The sequence below is a fragment of the Martelella sp. AD-3 genome (assembly GCF_001578105.1).
Lineage (GTDB): Bacteria > Pseudomonadota > Alphaproteobacteria > Rhizobiales > Rhizobiaceae > Martelella.
In genome coordinates this window covers 3,503,102-3,519,560 of the sequence record NZ_CP014275.1, presented here as the reverse complement: position 1 = coordinate 3,519,560, position 16,459 = coordinate 3,503,102, and the positions used below count along the sequence as shown (strand labels likewise).

The window sequence follows — 16,459 nt, the reverse complement described above, 5'->3', positions numbered from 1 at the left end:
GTCTCCCGCATCGGGTTTTTCTGATGGAATGCACGATTGCATTTCTTCAGAAAACTAATATGTTAGTATGCGAAACCTGTCAATGGGAGGAATGAATGGTCGGGAAATTAAAAACCGGAGCGCTGGATCAGGCCCGCCAGCCGACCGTGACCGACCTGGTCTATGCCCATCTTTATCGTCAGGTCATCGAGAACGAGTTGTCGCCGGGCTCCAAGCTTTCCGAGGTCGAGGTCGCGCGGGTTCTCGGCGTCTCGCGCCAGCCCGTGCGCGACGCCTTCTACCGGCTCTCGCAGCAGGGCTTCCTGCTGATTCGACCGCAGCGGGCGACGCTGGTCACCCATATCTCGAAGCGGGCCGTGATGCAGGCGCATTTCATCCGCAGCGCCCTCGAACTTGCGACCGCGGAGGCCGCCGCCCGGTGCTGCACGCAGGAAGACGCCGATATGCTGCGGGCCAACATCGCCGAACAGGACGCCGCCATCCGCGCCGGCGACAAGGCCGGCTTTCACGCCCTCGACGACGAGTTCCACAAACAGATCTGCGAGCTTTCCGGCCATGGCGACGCCTGGGCATTGATTCGCGACCACAAGGCGCATATGGACCGTGTGCGGTATCTCAGCCTGTCCTTCGGCGCGACAAGCGCACTCAACGAACATGCCGGGATACTGCACGCGATCGAGGCGCATGACGTGGAGGCGGCCGTTTCGGCCATGCGGGAGCATTTGTCGCAGATCGCCAAGATCGTCGAGCGTATCAACGTCTCGCATCCGGCTTTTTTCGAAATGGAAGACGAATGAAAAACCTCCCCAAGACTATCCTGTGCATCGGCGAATGCATGGTCGAGATGGCCCCGCGCGAAGACGGCGCCTATACCCGCGGCTTTGCCGGCGACACCTTCAATTCCGCCTGGTATCTCGCCCGCACGCTGCCGGATGAGTTCACCGTCGATTATTTCACCGGAGCGGGAACAGATACGGTTTCCGACGAGATGCTGACCTTCATGGAAAAGGCCGGCGTCGGCACGGCCTCGGTGCGCCGGATCGAGGAACGCACTGTCGGGCTCTACATGATCGCGCTGAAGAACGGCGAGCGCAGCTTTTCCTACTGGCGCGGACAGTCGGCCGCAAAGCTTCTGGCAGAGGACCCCGGGGCGCTGGGAAAGGCGCTTGCGGGCAGGGGGCTCGTGCTGTTCTCGGGCATCACCATGGCCGTGGTCAATGAAGAGCATCGCCGCACACTGCTTGACCTGCTGGCCGAAGCGCGCGCCGCGGGCACGGTCATCGCCTTCGATCCCAACATGCGCGCGCGTCTCTGGCCCTCGCGCGAGGTCATGGCGGAGACCATCATGGAGGCGGCCGGCGTCAGCGACATCGTGCTGCCCTCCTTCGACGAGGACGGCGCGGTGTTCGGCGATGAAAGCCCCGAAGCCACGATCGCCCGCTACCGGGCGGCCGGGGTGAAGACGGTGATCGTCAAGAACGGCGCCGGCACCATTCATGCGGAGGATGAAGCGGAAGGTCCGGTCACGTTCAAGCCGACGCCTTCGGAAAATGTCGTGGATACGACGGCGGCCGGCGACAGTTTCAATGCCGGGCTGATCGCGGCCCTGATGACCGGAACGCCGCTGGTTGAGGCGCTGGCCAAGGGTTCGGCGCTTTCGGCCCGGGTGATCGGCGCGCGCGGGGCGCTCGTCGCCGTCTGATGGTCATTCTGCTTGCCGCAAAAGGGGGAAGACGGCCATGCCGTCCTCCTCGCCGCGGGGGAAGGCGCCCTCCTGGTGGCGCTTGTTCAGCATTTTGTAGCCAGCCGGGCTGACGCCGATATAGCGCTTGAACATCCTTGAAAAATAATAGCTGTCATCATAGCCGACGAAGGCGGAGGCCTGTTTCACGGTCTGGCCGCTGGCCAGCAGGGCCATGGCCCGCTCCATCCTCTTGAACTCCTGATATTTCGGCGGTGTGAGGCCAACCTGCTTCTTGAACTCGCGGCGAAAATAATCCTGATTGTAGGGGATCGAGCCGAGAACGCGGTCGACCGTTTCCGGGCTCAGGGGATCGGCGGCGATCTGCGATGCCGCGACCATGACCGAGAGCGAGAGGCTGTCCGGATTGTTGACGGCGACGTCCTTCTGCGGTCGCCAGCGGATGAAGGCGGCTTCGATGAACTCGATCAGCAGAACCATGAAGATGTGGTGCTGGGCAAAGGTGGTGGACGACAGCGGCGCCGTCTCGCGATAGTGGCGTGCCAGGGGCGCGATCATCTCCCAGCGCGGCAGGTCGACCCAGAGCCGGCAGTCCATCTGTTCGAACAGGTCCATGCGGCCGAAGACCTCGGCCCGGAAATGCTGGGCGACGCCCGTATAGAGTTCGTCCGATGTGGAGCGCCCGATGAAGCGTTCTCCGGCCGGAATCAGCATGGCGCGGCCCGGTTTCATCTGGAAGCTTTCCCCGGCGATCTCGTATTCGGCCCTGCCCGTCAGGCAGATGACGAGGTCGTGGACCTTGTTGACCTTGTCGGCGGTCCAGGTCGAGGTGTGCAGCATCCTGATGGTCGAACGGGTCAGCGTCAGATTGAGGGCGTTAACCGCAAGACCGTCAAGAACCCCACCTTCGATTTTATCCATCCTTTTGTCCGAAACCCTCTATTCCAAATTATTGGCCAAGCATGATTATGAACGGTGGAAGCGCCGAAATAAAGGCGTATCGCATCATTACACATCTGGGAGGATGTCGCTCGTATGGGAAAAAGCAAGACCCTGTAGGGTTGATCCCTCGCCTGCGCCTTAGCGCCATGCACAAATCAGAACACAACAATTTCCGTGCTGCCCTTCGGGGTCGGCTGCCCTTACGCACGCCCTCAGCTCACCGCCTTGACGGCGGACAGGCCGTGGCGATGCGCTCCCACGGGACAGCCGCGCCTGCCGGAACCAACAAACGGGAACGCGGTCATGAGCGGTGAAAATCGTTTCATGGGGCTCGCCTATCTGTCCCCATATATCATCGGCCTGCTGCTTTTCACTGCAGTGCCATTTCTTGCGTCATTCGTGTTGTCGTTCACCGACTACTCGCTGATGAGTTCGCCGCATTTCGTCGGCCTGAAGAATTATATCCGTCTGTTCACCCATGACCGCACCTTCAACAAGTCGCTGTCGGTCACGCTGATCTACGTGTTCTCGACGGTGCCGCTGAAGCTCGCCTTTGCGCTCTTCATCGCGGTGATCCTGAACTACAAGCTGAAGTTCATCAACTTCTTCCGCACGGCCTTCTATGTCCCGTCGATCCTCGGCGGTTCGGTCGCGATCGCGGTTTTGTGGCGCTATCTCTTCGCCGATGTCGGGCTGATCAACATGATGCTGGAAAGCATCGGCCTTCAGGGCGTCAACTGGTTCGGCGATCCCAATAACGCGCTGTTCACCATCACGCTGCTGCGTCTGTGGCAATTTGGCTCGGCAATGGTGATCTTCCTGGCCGCCCTTCAGAGCGTCGACAATTCACTCTACGAGGCTGCCGCCATAGACGGCGCCGGCAAGTGGAAGACCTTCTTCTTCATCACCCTGCCGCTGATCACGCCGGTGATCTTCTTCAACCTCATCATGCAGACGGTGCAGGCCTTCCAGGAATTCAACGGCCCCTACATCATCACCGGCGGCGGTCCGCTGAAATCCACCTATCTGCTGCCGCTCTACATCTATGACGAGGCCTTCAAGAACTTCCGCATGGGATATGCCTCGGCCATTGCCTGGGTCATGTTCGCCATCATCATGGTCCTGACGCTGATCGCCTTCTGGTCATCGCGCCATTGGGTCTACTACGCCGGCGACAAGAGGAGCTGATCATGACAGAGCAAACCTTGTCGAGCATGCTCTCCGCCCGCGATCTGGAAGCCATCCGCGCCCGAAAGCGCGAACAGCGCAAAGTCCTGATCTCGTCGATCATCCGCTACGTGATCCTGTTCGCGGTCGGCCTGATCATGCTCTACCCGCTGATCTGGCTGATCGGCGCATCGTTCAAGACCAATGCCGAAATGTTCGCGAGCGCCGGCTTCTGGCCGACCCATCCGACCGTCAGCGGCTATATCGAAGGCTGGAAGACCTCGACGCCCTATACGTTCGGCCGGTTCTTCCTCAATACCTTCCTGATCCTGATCCCGAAGATGATCGGGACCGCGATCTCGGCCACCGCTGTTGCCTACGGCTTCGCCCGGTTCGAGTTCCCCGGCAAGAAGGTGCTGTTCGCGTCGCTGATCGCGATCCTGCTCCTGCCCAACGTCGTCACTCGCATTCCGCAGTATCTGCTGTTCAGGGAATTCGGCTGGCTCGATAGTTTCCTGCCGCTGTGGGTGCCCTCCGCGCTTGCCGGTGACGCGTTCTTCGTCTTCATGCTGGTCCAGTTCCTGCGCGCCATCCCACGCGACATGGAAGAGGCCGCGCGCGTCGACGGCGCCTCGAGCTGGCAGGCCCTGCTCTTCATCGTCGTACCGCTGCTCACGCCGGCCCTCATCTCGGTCTGCCTGTTCCAGTTCATGTGGACGATGAACGACTTCCTCGGGCCGTTGATCTACCTGTCCTCCGTCGACAAATACCCGGTCTCCCTGGCCCTCAAACTGTCGATCGACACCACCGAGGCATTCGCCTGGAACAAGATCCTCTCCATGTCGGTGCTCGCGATCACGCCCGCCCTCGTCGTGTTCTTCATGGCGCAGAAATATTTCATCGAAGGTATCTCCGCTGGCGGAGTCAAAGGATAACAACCATGGCCAGAGTTCAGCTGAAAAGTCTCGAAAAGGTCTACGGCAAGTTCAAGGCCGTCCACGGCATCGACCTGGAAATCGAGGATGGCGAGTTCATGGTGCTGGTCGGCCCGTCCGGCTGCGCCAAATCGACGACGCTCAGGATGATCGCCGGTCTGGAGCGCATCACCGGCGGTGAGATCCGCATCGGCGACGATCTCGTCAACGACAAGCCCCCGGGCCAGCGCGGCATCGCGATGGTGTTTCAGAACTATGCGCTCTATCCGCATATGAAGGTGAAGAACAATCTCTCCTTCGGCCTGCGTCTCAAGCATGCGCCAAAGGCGGAGATTGCCGCCTCCACCGAGGAAGTCTCGCATATTCTCGAGATCGAGGACTATCTGGAGCGCCTGCCGAAGCAGCTTTCCGGCGGTCAGGCCCAGCGCGTTGCCGTAGGCCGCGCGCTGATCAAGAAGCCGCAGGTCTTCCTGTTCGACGAACCGCTGTCGAACCTCGATGCCAAGCTCAGGGCCTCCATGCGCGTGCGCATCACCGACCTGCACAAGCAGTTGCTGGCAGAAGGCATGCATTCGACCGTTGTCTACGTCACGCACGACCAGACGGAAGCCATGACCATGGGCAACCGCATCTGCGTGATGAAGGAAGGCCGGATCATGCAGGTCGCCGATCCCTTCACGCTTTACCGCAAGCCGGCCAATGCCTTTGTCGCAGGCTTCATCGGATCGCCGGAAATGAATATCGGTGATGCGACGCTGGTCGACGGCAACAAGCTCAGGATCGGCACGCAGACCTTTACCATCGACGACAAGGCCCGCGCCCGCATCGACAAGGATGCCCCGAGCGAGGTCACCTTCGGTGTTCGTCCGCAGCACTTCACAGTGGTGGATCAGAATGCCGAAGAAGGGCTGCTCGGCCGCATCTCCCATGTCGAGTTCATGGGCCACGAGGTCTACCTCTACATCACCGTCGAGGACCAGTCCTTCATCGTCGTCGTCCCGGCAACGGGCATCGAGCGTCAATATCTGCGCGATGATGCCATCCGCATCATGCCGCAGGAAGACGCGCTGCACATCTTCCACCGCCGCACCGGCGAAAACATCTCGCTGTCGGCATAGTTCTTCGAAACCGTCTTTTTCAAAGGGAGGAAAATATGACCATGAAACTGACAATTCTCGCCGGCCTGATGGCTGCAACATCGCTGACGGCAGCCAATGCCGCCGATCTTCGCATGTCCTGGTGGGGCGGCGACAGCCGTCACCTTGCAACCCAGGAAGCGCTGAAATATTGCGGCGAAAAGCTTGGCCACAGCATTTCTCCGGAATTCACCGGCTGGTCCGGTCACCAGGAGAAGATCACCACCCAGCTTGCCGGCGGCACCGAAGCCGACATCATGCAGATCAACTGGCCCTGGCTGCCGCTGTTCACACCGAACGGCGAAGGCTTTGCCGATCTCAATGAGTTCTCCGACACGATCGACCTCACGCAGTGGACCGAGGGGGAACTCGCAACCTCGACCGTGAACGGCCACCTGCAGGGCCTGCCGTTGTCGATAACCGGCCGTTTGCCATGGTTCAACCAGACGACCTTCGAGAAGGCAGGTCTCTCGATCCCGACGACCTGGGCGGAACTCGAGGAAGCCGGCAAGGTGTTCAAGGAAAAGCTCGGCGACGACTACTATCCCTATGAGGCGACAGGCACGGACGGCCTCGACGCCCGTCTTCTGATGACGGCCTATCTCACCCAGAAGACCGGCAAGACGATGATCGATCCGGACACGCTCGAGTTCAATTACTCCATGGATGAACTGGTCGACGCGCTGGACATGTACAAGCGTTACACAGACGAAGGCGTGATCATCCCCTGGCCGAAGGTCGCGGCCGGCGGCAATCTTGTCCTGCATGAAAACCCGGCCTGGGCCGATGGCCATATCGCCGGCACCTATCAGTGGGATACGGTCTATTTCAAGATTTCCGACCCGCTGCAGGAAGGCCAGGTTCTGGTTCCTTCCAAGATCCTGCTGGCCGAAGGCGCCACCAATGACGGCGTCTACCGCAAGCCGTCCATGCTGTTTTCGATCTCGCGCAATTCCGACAATCAGGAAGCGGCCGCCGAAGTTGTCAATTGCCTCCTGAACGACGAGGGCGCGATCGACATTCTCGGAACGACCCGCGGCATTCCGGCTTCCAAAAAGGCGTTCGATCAGCTGACTTCTGCCGGCGCCATCGAGCAGGAACAGATCGACGCGCACCAGATCATTCTGGATGCGACCGGTCCGACGATCTCCCCCTATTTCGAGCATCCGCAGATCGCCTCGGCGATCGGCGATACGCTCGAAGAGTTCGCCTATGGCCAGATCGACGCCGAAACGGCCGCCGATGACATCATCTACAATGTCAACGACGTGCTGGACCGCGTCCGCAACTAACCAAGCCTTCCGGGGGCGGCGCTTCTTGCCGCCGCCCCCTCTTTCCCAAATCCTTTTTGGACGATTGTGATGACTGCCATCGAGCTGCTCGCTGTCTCGGCGAGGACGGTGACCTTTGCTGTCTTTTCCGGCGAGAACAAATATTTCCTCAAGGCGCCCGTTTCCTGGCGGCTTGCAATGGAGAGCACCGATGAAACGGTGGCCGAAGGCGTGAGCGAGCGCACGGTGTTCTCGATCAACGGCCTTGAGCCGCACACCGCCTATCGTCTGGTTGCGGGCGGAGAAGTCTTCGATTTCGTGACAGGAAACGAAAGCGCATTCGTCGATGTTGCCGCCTGCGGCGCAAGCCTGCAATCGGAAAACAATGCCCCCGCGCTGCAGAAGGCGATCGATGGCCTGCCCGAGGGCGCGACGCTCCGTTTCGGTCCGGGTGTGTGGAAGAGCGGCCCGCTTTTCCTGAAATCCGGCCTGACGTTGCAGCTCGATGCCGGCGCCGTGCTTTATGGCATTGCCGACCGCGACCAGTACCCGATCCTGCCCGCCCGTGACGAAGACGGCCGCGTGCTCGGCACCTGGGAAGGCGTGGCAGAGGCCTGCTACGCCAGCCTGCTGACCGCCGTCAACGCGTCCGGCATTGCCATTGTCGGCGGGGGCGTCATCGATGCCGGCGGTGACCGCGGCGACTGGTGGAGCTGGCACAAGGAAACCCGCAATGGCGCGCGCCGTCCGCGCAGCCTGTTCCTCAACCGCTGCGAACATGTCACGGTCACCGGCGTCACCGTCCGCAACTCCCCGGCCTGGATGGTCCACCCGGTCTTTACACGCGACATGCTCGTTGCCGATGTGAAGATCGAGAGTGACCCCGATTCACCCAACACCGATGGCTTCGATCCGGAATGCTGCGAAAATGTCCGCATGCGCGGCATCCGCTTCTCCGTCGGCGACGACTGCATCGCCATCAAGGCGGGCAAGCGCGATCCGAAAGGCGGTCTCGACGGCCCGACGCGCAATATCCGCATCGAAAACTGCTTCATGGAATGCGGCCATGGCGGCGTCGTCATCGGCTCGGAAATGAGCGGCACGGTTTCCGGCGTCACCGTGGCGCGCTGCGAGATGCGCGATACGGATCGCGGCCTTCGCGTAAAGACCCGGCGCGGACGCGGCGGCTTCGTTTCCCGCATCCTGGTTGAGGATTGCGACATGGACAATGTCGTCAGCCCCTTTGTGATGAACGCCTTCTATTTCTGCGACGCCGACGGCAAGTCGGATTATGTGCAATCGCGCGATCCGCACCCTGCCAGCGCGGTGACGCCGCGCATGTCGGACATCACCTTCCGCCGCATCGTCGCGCGCAATGTCCACACCGCCGCTGCCGCCTTTTACGGCCTGCCGGAAATGCCGATCGAGAATGTAACGATCGAGGACTATACCGTCTCCTATGCGCCGGACGCCGAGGCCCAGCCGCCGGTCATGGCCTGCCATATCGACTCGGTGCGCCATGGCGGCATCATTGCCGAGAACGCGGCCGTTACCGCCAGGAATGTCGTTTTCGTCAGGGAAGGGGCGGAAGAGCCCTATTACCGTCAGGCGCTTCTGCGCTATTGCGACGAATATGCCGCCGACTATCGCGCCTATAAGGGCGGGGCGCTCTGCTATGAGGATGGCTGCCTCTATCGCGGGCTGATCGCGCTTTACGAGGCGACCGGCGAAGTGCGCTGGTTCGATCATCTCGTCCGCCACGTCAGCGCGCAGGTCGATGAAGACGGCGTGATGAACGGCTACGCGGCCGAGGATTTCAATATCGACAACATTTTGTCCGGCCGAGCCCTGGTGTGGCTGGCGCGGCGCACCGACGATCCGCGCTACCGCAAGGCCGCCGATCGGCTGGTCGCGCAGTTGGCGGATCATCCGCGCGTCAAGGAAGGGCCGCACTGGCACAAGCATCGCTATCCCGAACAGGTCTGGCTCGACGGTCTCTATATGGGCCTGCCGTTCAAGGCGGAATACGGTCTTGCCTTCGACAGGCCGGACCTGGTCGCCGAGGCCGCCGACGAATTGCTGGCGGGGCTCGAACTCACCTATGATGCCGACAGCCGTCTTTATCGCCACGCCTATGATTCCGCAAAGGCACAGCCTTGGGCCAACCCCGACACCGGCCAGTCGCCGGCCCACTGGTCACGCGCCATCGGCTGGGCGGCCATGGCCATGGTCGATCTCATCGAATGCCTGCCGGAAGGTGAAAAACGCGATGCGATCGTCGTCCGGTGGGCGGCCCTTGCCGAACGGCTCGCCGCGCTGAGGACGGCCGATGGCCGCTGGCTGCAGGTCCCGGATCGTCCGGATCTCGGGGGAAATTATGCAGAAAGTTCGGCAACGGCCATGTTCGCCTATGCGTATCTGAAGGCTGACAGGCTTCGCCTCGGCGCCGGCGCCGCTATCGGTCGCAAGGCCTTCGAGGCGCTATACAAGAATGCGTTCGAGGTCGATGCCGATGGCCGCCGCGTGCTCGGAGCCATCGTCTGCGTCGCCGGTCTCGGCGGTTTCAACGGCCAGTATCGCGATGGCACGCCGGGCTATTACCTGACCGAGGCGATCAATCCCGACGATATCAAGGGCGTCGGCCCGTTCATGATGGGTTTTGCGGAGCTCCTGGCCCGCTCCTGAAGACGGGAAAAGCCTTCCTCCCGAGGCCGGCGGCTGGCCGAAAGGTCAGCCGCCTTTTTTGTGACTTACGCCAGAACCAACTGGTCGTCGTCGATCTCCGTGCCGGCGGCGCGGCCGAAACGTTCCAGCAGGTCGGAGACCCTGAGCCTCGAGCGTTCCTCGCCCTTGATGTCGAGGACGATCCGGCCGGCATTCATCATCAGCGTGCGGCTGCCATAAGCCAGCGCGTCACGCATCGAATGGGTCACCATCAGCGTCGTCAGCTTGCGCTCCTCGGCGATCTCGGCCGAAAGCGTCAGCACCTTGTGGGCGGCGGACGGATCGAGCGCTGCCGTGTGTTCGTCCAGGACCAGGATCTTCATCGGCAGCAGCGTTGCCATCAACAGGCTGACGGCCTGGCGTTGGCCGCCCGACAGCGCGCCGATCGGCGTGCCCATGCGGTGTTCGAGGCCAAGGCCGAGTTTTTCCAGATGTTCTGCAAACATCGCCTTCTGGCCCTTGCGGCCAAGGGCAAGGCCGAGACCGCGCTTCTTGCCGCGGGCGGCGGCCAGCGCCAGGTTCTCCTCGATTGACAGTGACGAGCAGGTGCCGAGACGCGGTTCCTGGAACACCCGGCCGACATAGCGTGCGCGTTTGGCGGCCGGCCAGTCGGTCACATCGAGCCCGTCGAGCTTCACCGTGCCCTCATCCGGCTTCACCGTGCCGACGACGGTCGAAAGAAGCGTCGATTTTCCGGCGCCGTTGGAGCCGATCACGGTGACGAATTCGCCCTCGTCGATCTGCATCGAGACGTTGCGCAGCGCCTTGACTTCCGTTGCCGTGCCCGGATTGAAGGTGAGGCGGATATCGGAAAGGGAAAGCATCAGTCCTGCCCCTCATCATTTTGCTGGGCGCCGCGCACCAGCTTGAAATTGAAGAGCTGCTTGCGGCCGCGCTTGCCCCGCCTCTGGGAGAGAACCACGGCGACGGCGACGACGACGGCGGTGATCAGGTTGAGGTCCTGCGGGCGGATGCCGATAAAGCCGGCGGAAAGCGCAAGCGCAATGAACAGGCGATAGACGACCGCGCCGATGACGCAGCCGAGCGTGGCCAGAAACACCGTGCGCCGGCCGAGGATCGCCTCGCCGATAATCAGTGCCGCCAGCCCGGTGACGATGGTGCCGACGCCCATGGTCACGTCGGCCACCCCCTGCATCTGGGCAAAGAGCGAACCGCCGAGCGCGCAGAGCGCATTGGCGATCGACATGCCGAGCAGTGTCATCGCGCCGTTTCGGATGCCCTGGGCCTCGGCCATGGCAGGGTTTTCGCCGGATGCCCGAAGGCCGAGGCCGATCTCGGTCTTCAGGAACCAGTCGACAATCAGCTTGGCGCCGATGGCGATGATCAGAAGCAGGATCGTATTGCTCCACAGCCCGGCATCGACCACGCTTTCGAAGCGCGAGAACACGGTGTCCTGACCGTAGACCGGCAGGTTGGGCCTGCCCATGATGCGCAGATTGACGGAGAAGAGCGCCACCATCGACAGGATGCCGGCGAGCAGGTTCATGATGCCGAAGCGCACGTTCAAGAGGCCGGTCACGAAACCGGCTGCGGCGCCTGCGAGCATGCCGAAGAATGTTGCGATGAACGGATCGATGCCGTTGACGATGGCGGCGGCGGAAACCGCCGCGCCCAAGGGGAAACTCCCGTCCACCGTCAGATCGGGAAAGTCGAGAACCCGAAAGGACATAAAGATGCTCAACGCCACGAGGGCGAAGAGCAAGCCGGTCTCAAACGCCCCGGCGAGAGCAAAAAGCGTCATATTATTCGATGACCTTCTTGGCGCTGTCCTTGACGCTGTCGGGAACCGTGATGCCCATGGCTTCGGCAGCCTTCATGTTGAGGAACAGGTCCTGGTTGCCGGGCACGACGACGGCGATTTCCGACGGGGATTTGCCGGCGAGGATTTCGGCAACCATGTCGCCGGTGACCTTGCCCATTTCGGCATAGTTGAAGCCAAGGGCCGCAACCGCGCCGCGCTCGACGGAATCCGTATCCGTGGTGAAGACCGGGAGTTTGGCGCGCTCGCCGACGGTGATGATGGCCTCAAGCACCGAGATCACCGAATTGTCGGTCGGCAGCAGGATCGCATCGGCCTTGCCGACGAGGTTGCGCGCCGCGTCCGGCACCATGGTCGACTGGGCGGCGGGGCTGTCGACGACTTCGAGGCCGAGTTCGCCGGCGGCCGCCTTGATCTCGTCCACCTGAACCACCGAGTTGGCTTCGCCCGGATTGTAGATGACGCCGATGGTCTTGACGCCGGGCACCAGCGTCTGGATCAGCTCCAGCGCCGGCTTCGGCGGCTGCTTGTCGGAGGTGCCGGTGATGTTGGCTTCCGGGTGTTCCGGATTTTCGACGAGGCCGGCGGCGACCGGATCGGTCACGGCGGCGAAGACGACCGGGGCATCGCCCATCGAATTCTTCAGCGCCTGGGCGGACGGCGTGGAAATGCCGACCGCGACATCGGGCTTGAGGCCTGCGAACTCGGAGGCGATCTGGGTCTGCGTCGTCATGTTGCCCTGGGCGGAGCGGGCGACAACGGTGAGGTTGTCGCCTTCGGTATAGCCCTTTTCGGCGAGGCTCTCGATAATGCCCTCGCGCACGGCGTCAAGGGCGGGATGTTCGACGATATAGGTGATGGCGACCGTCTTTTCGTCGCTGTCCTGCGCCAGCGCCGGCGCGGAAAAACCCGCAATCGCGGCCACGGCGGCGGTGGCCAGCACCGCCTTCTTGAAGTTGAGCATTTCGAAACCCCCTGTCAGGATTGTTCTCGCGCGGCTTTTCGCGCGCTCGGATCACGCGCGGCAGTTTGGCCCGGCGCAAAGCGCCGGTCAACGCCGGAACCATGTCGTCGGCGACTTTATTTGATGCAGCCATGACGATTGGCCCGCTCGCCGGAGAGGCTGCGGAGAAGGGGATCCCGCCATTCGGGGCGAGGCGTCAGGTGATCTGCAGGGAGCCTTCCGCATTCATGAGAAGATCGATCACGTCGGGGGCGGTGATGATCTCGAATTCCGGGTCCATGTCTTCCGCGGTGAAGCCGTTATGCTTCATGCAGGCGCCGCAGATGGCGATCCTGCCGCCGGCCTCGCGAAACCGTGCCAGAAGATCGGGGACGGGATCGAACGGCGCGCCGATCGCCATGCCTTCGGTGGCGCCGGGACGGCCGAGTTCCACGGCCTCGGCCATCAGGATCATGGTGGCGCTGTGCCCCTTGGCAAGGGCGTTGACTGCCATGGTGAAGGCGACCGTGACCTTGTTCGGGTTGGATTTGCCGTCGAAGAGTGTCGATACGAAAGCGGTTGGCTGCATTTTAAAGGTCCTCCTTTGTCGTTCCAAACCTAATACGCGGTAATGTGCGTGCAAGTGTGACATTTTCGCAGAGAATTGCATCGTCGCGACGGTGGGGATAACAAGGAGAGCATCTGAGAAAGGACAGGGTGCGATGGCAGAGAGCGAGATCAGGCTTGAGGACGGCTGGCGGGGGAAACTCAAGCCGGAATTCGAGAGCGCCTATATGGCCGAACTCCGCTCCTTTCTGGTGGAGGAGAAGCGTGCCGGACAGACCGTTTTCCCGAAGGGGAGCGAGTATTTCCGCGCGCTCGACCTGACGCCGCTTGAAAACGTGCGTATCGTCATTCTCGGGCAGGATCCCTATCATGGCCCGGGACAGGCCCACGGGCTCTGTTTCTCCGTGCAGCCGGGCGTGCGCGTGCCGCCGTCACTGGTCAATATCTACAAGGAACTGGCTACCGATGTCGGGTTCCAGAAGGTCAATCACGGCTTTCTCGAACACTGGGCGCGCCAGGGCGTGCTGCTGTTGAATTCCGTTCTCACCGTGCGCCAGGCGGCGGCTGCCTCCCATCGCGGCAAGGGCTGGGAGCAATTCACCGACGCCGTCATCCGCGCGGTCAATGACGAATGCCCCCATGTGGTGTTCATGCTCTGGGGCGCCTATGCGCAGAAAAAGGCCTCCTTTGTGGACAGGTCACGGCATCTGGTGCTGAAGGCGCCGCATCCCTCGCCGCTCTCCGCCCATAACGGTTTTTTCGGATGTCGCCATTTTTCCAAAGCCAACCAGTTCCTTCTGGAGCAGGGCATGGAACCGGTGGACTGGCAATTGCCGGAGGATCCGGCGGACGAATAAGAGGGCAGGGCGGGAATATCGGGGATTATGCGCCGTGCCGCCTTATATTTTTCGCCGCGGCCTCTACATTATCGCTCGGTCCGGGCTTACGGCTGCTTGACAGCCGGGTCCTTGTGCGGCCATGCGGTTTGACAGTTTTTCACGAGGCGGTTTCACATGAAGAAGAGCATCAACCCTGACGGCGTTCGCAAGCCTTTCGGCAATTACAGCCACGGCCTCTACGTGCCGCCGGGCGCCGGCCTTCTGGTCACCTCCGGCCAGCTCGGCATCGGGCAGGACGAGGCCATTCCGCGCTCGGTCAGCGCGCAGACGGAGCTCTGCTTCCAGGCGATCGGGAAAATCCTGGCGGCAGCCGATATGGGGTTTGAGGATGTGATCCGCATTACCGGCTACGTGACGACGCGCGAGGATTTTCCGGCCTATATGGATGTCCGCGACCGCTACATCTCCGATCCCATGCCGGTGTCGACCCTGCTGATCGTCTCCGGCTTCACCCGCGCGGAATTTCTGGTCGAGGTCGAGGTCACGGCGGCCAAGCTGCCGTAATCTGCTCTGCCTCAAAGCGCCAGCGACCAGACCTTTGCCGATTTGATCGCGCCTTCGCGGATTCGCATCGAGTGGATCGGGTCGAAGCCGGCGATGCGCTTTGTGCCGGCCCAGCGGCCGTTGTCAGCAAACACTTCGACTGAACCGATGTCGAGGAACAGCCGCAAATGGCTCGGATTGGCGCCGGGGGCGATATAGTCGGGCGTCGGCGTCTTGCTGTCGTCCATATAGAGAAGCCTCATCCCCTCAGCATCGATCTTCACCGTGATCTCGATATTGTTGTGGTAGAGGTCAATTTCGAACGGCCCGTCATTGCGGTCAAGCTCGATCACGACCTCGGCCTGGCCCTTTTCCAGCATCACCGGCTCGCCGGCGGCAAGGGCGGTGTCATCGATCAACGCGTCGCGCAGCATTTCCACGCCCTCGATCGGCGGCGTCAGAAGCGTGTTGTCGGCTGCGTCATAGACAAGGTTGCGCGGCAGGGTCATCGCCGTCGGAAAGTCGATTTCCGGCGCGGCATCGGCCCAGTTGGCCAGCCAGCCAATACCGACCGGGCGGCCCTGGTCGAGAAAGGCCTGGAAGGCGTAGTTGTCCGTGGCGAAATCGAGTTCCTGCTCGAATTGGGGCGTGAAATGCTTGCCGTCGAAATGGCCGACGGTCGCCATGGTCAGGTTCCTGCGGCCGGTTTCCTCGTGGTGGCTGTGCATCAGTCCGCAGACCAGCACCCAATGGGTCTGCGGGTCGCCGGCCGGGCCGTCGAGCGGCAGCAGGCAGGGACACTCGACAACCTGGGTATTGAACCGGCCCTCACGGTGCAGGATTTCGACGAACTCCCAGCCGCTTGCCGCCGTCAGGTCGGCCGTCTGGTAGAGGAGGACCACGCCTTCCTCGCCCTGGCGGCTGCCAAGCAGCATTTTCCAGTAGCCGTCAGGCCCCCGGAAAACGTACGGGTCGCGGAAGTCGAGCGTCAGTCCTTCCAGCTCCGGCCGTTTGTCGATCAGCGGCTTGGCCGCGCCGGCGAAGATCAGCGATTGCGAGGTGGCGACCATCTGGATTTCGCGTTCGGGCGCGCGCTCGATCACATGTTCGGTGAAGAACACGCGAATGCCGGCGGAATTTTCCAGCGGGATCGCCGAGCCGGAAAAGGCGCCGCCGCGCTTGTCCGGGCGGTGGGTGAGGTCTTCGGAGGGGAACAGGAAGATCGGCATGTGCCGCCAGTGCAGGTAATCCTCCGAGATCGCGTGGCCCCAGTGCATGGTGTTCCAGGTCAGCCCGTGTGAATAATGCTGGTAGAAGAGATGCGCCGAGCCGTTGAAGCGGCCGAAGCCGTTCGGATCGTTCATCCAGCCGAAGGGCGGGCGGAAATGATAGCTGCCGGGGGCGGGCGCCGGGGCATTGGCGGCATGGGTGCGCAGCACGGTAATGCCTTCCTCCAGCACCTTGGCATCTGTAAACCAGTAGGCGACCGAGATCGTCGTCGTTTCCGGATCGTAGGAACATTCCAGTTCGCCGCCATGCGGCACGAAGAACATGCGGAATTCATACTCTTCCGCGTTCTGGGCGAAGATATTGCCGAACAGTTGGCCGTTGAGCGAAAGCTGGATTTCGGCGGGCGCATGCGGGTGAATGGCCTTCAGCCAGACATGAAGCACGGCATTGACCGGTACGGTGCCGCGCAATTTGCGCAGGCGGGTCTCGTCGGCGGTTTTCTGCTCAAGCATGGACATTCGGCCCTGTTCCCCGCTGCTGGCGCATGGCGGGGCAATGCCCCCTGAACCATGCGGTATTTCCTGAAAGCCACAGCCAATCCCGCGCAAACAGAGTGCGACGGGGCTTGCGGCCTCGCTCAAAAGAGCCCGCAAGCGCCTAAGGGAAGCGCTTGCGGGTTA

The 16,459-nt window shown here is 62.0% G+C and carries 15 protein-coding genes; 9 read left to right on the top strand and 6 right to left on the bottom strand.

Annotated features, from left to right (window positions below):
* The first annotated feature begins 95 nt into the window (after positions 1-95).
* Together AZF01_RS16330 and AZF01_RS16325 are read left to right on the top strand one after the other, a co-directional pair.
* Positions 96-797, top strand: coding sequence for a GntR family transcriptional regulator (locus AZF01_RS16330; protein WP_061449783.1), 702 nt, complete (start codon positions 96-98; stop codon positions 795-797).
* Positions 794-1,702, top strand: a complete 909-nt coding sequence (locus AZF01_RS16325) for a sugar kinase (protein WP_061449782.1) — start codon at positions 794-796, stop codon at positions 1,700-1,702. The genes AZF01_RS16330 and AZF01_RS16325 overlap by 4 nt, the downstream gene beginning before the upstream one ends.
* Positions 1,703-1,705: 3 nt before the next feature.
* Here the strand turns inward: AZF01_RS16325 and AZF01_RS16320 are convergent, their stop codons facing one another.
* On the bottom strand, positions 1,706-2,623 hold the full coding sequence (locus AZF01_RS16320; protein ID WP_061449781.1) for an AraC family transcriptional regulator: 918 nt from the start codon (positions 2,621-2,623) through the stop codon (positions 1,706-1,708).
* A 324-nt stretch (positions 2,624-2,947) separates the two neighbouring features.
* Here AZF01_RS16320 and AZF01_RS16315 point away from each other — a divergent pair, with 324 nt between their 5' ends.
* The 5 genes from AZF01_RS16315 (at position 2,948) to AZF01_RS24735 (ending at position 9,838) form a co-directional block, all read left to right on the top strand.
* Positions 2,948-3,832, top strand: a complete 885-nt coding sequence (locus AZF01_RS16315) for a carbohydrate ABC transporter permease (protein WP_061449780.1) — start codon at positions 2,948-2,950, stop codon at positions 3,830-3,832.
* 2 nt (positions 3,833-3,834) lie between these two features.
* Entirely contained in the window at positions 3,835-4,746 is a 912-nt protein-coding gene (locus tag AZF01_RS16310) for a carbohydrate ABC transporter permease (RefSeq protein WP_061449779.1), read from the top strand.
* Between the two features lie 5 nt (positions 4,747-4,751).
* A complete protein-coding gene (locus tag AZF01_RS16305) occupies positions 4,752-5,864 on the top strand; it encodes an ABC transporter ATP-binding protein (protein WP_061449778.1) in 1,113 nt (370 codons plus the stop codon).
* A 35-nt stretch (positions 5,865-5,899) separates the two neighbouring features.
* Positions 5,900-7,174, top strand: coding sequence for an ABC transporter substrate-binding protein (locus AZF01_RS16300; protein WP_371260647.1), 1,275 nt, complete (start codon positions 5,900-5,902; stop codon positions 7,172-7,174).
* 69 nt (positions 7,175-7,243) lie between these two features.
* Positions 7,244-9,838: a glycoside hydrolase family 88 protein gene (locus tag AZF01_RS24735; protein ID WP_371260646.1), complete on the top strand. Its 2,595-nt coding sequence runs from the start codon at positions 7,244-7,246 to the stop codon at positions 9,836-9,838.
* Positions 9,839-9,903: 65 nt separating this feature from the next.
* Here AZF01_RS24735 and AZF01_RS16285 read toward each other — a convergent pair whose 3' ends face one another.
* The 4 genes from AZF01_RS16285 to AZF01_RS16270 all read right to left on the bottom strand — a co-directional run bounded on the left by AZF01_RS16285 (position 9,904) and on the right by AZF01_RS16270 (position 13,189).
* A complete protein-coding gene (locus AZF01_RS16285; protein WP_061449777.1) occupies positions 9,904-10,701 on the bottom strand; it encodes an ABC transporter ATP-binding protein in 798 nt (265 codons plus the stop codon).
* Positions 10,701-11,639, bottom strand: a complete 939-nt coding sequence (locus tag AZF01_RS16280) for an ABC transporter permease (protein WP_061449776.1) — start codon at positions 11,637-11,639, stop codon at positions 10,701-10,703. Before AZF01_RS16280 ends, AZF01_RS16285 begins: the two co-directional genes overlap by 1 nt.
* A gap of 1 nt (position 11,640) precedes the next feature.
* A complete protein-coding gene (locus AZF01_RS16275; protein WP_061449775.1) occupies positions 11,641-12,621 on the bottom strand; it encodes an ABC transporter substrate-binding protein in 981 nt (326 codons plus the stop codon).
* Between the two features lie 196 nt (positions 12,622-12,817).
* Entirely contained in the window at positions 12,818-13,189 is a 372-nt protein-coding gene (locus AZF01_RS16270; RefSeq protein WP_061449774.1) for a DsrE family protein, read from the bottom strand.
* 133 nt (positions 13,190-13,322) lie between these two features.
* Here AZF01_RS16270 and ung point away from each other — a divergent pair, with 133 nt between their 5' ends.
* Positions 13,323-14,024: a uracil-DNA glycosylase gene (ung, locus tag AZF01_RS16265; RefSeq protein WP_061449773.1), complete on the top strand. Its 702-nt coding sequence runs from the start codon at positions 13,323-13,325 to the stop codon at positions 14,022-14,024.
* Positions 14,025-14,180: 156 nt separating this feature from the next.
* A complete protein-coding gene (locus AZF01_RS16260; protein ID WP_061449772.1) occupies positions 14,181-14,570 on the top strand; it encodes a RidA family protein in 390 nt (129 codons plus the stop codon).
* Between the two features lie 11 nt (positions 14,571-14,581).
* Here AZF01_RS16260 and AZF01_RS16255 read toward each other — a convergent pair whose 3' ends face one another.
* Positions 14,582-16,297 carry a GH32 C-terminal domain-containing protein gene (locus tag AZF01_RS16255; protein WP_061449771.1) on the bottom strand — a complete coding sequence of 572 codons (1,716 nt, stop codon included), beginning with the start codon at positions 16,295-16,297 and terminating at the stop codon, positions 14,582-14,584.
* Positions 16,298-16,459 lie beyond the last annotated feature (162 nt).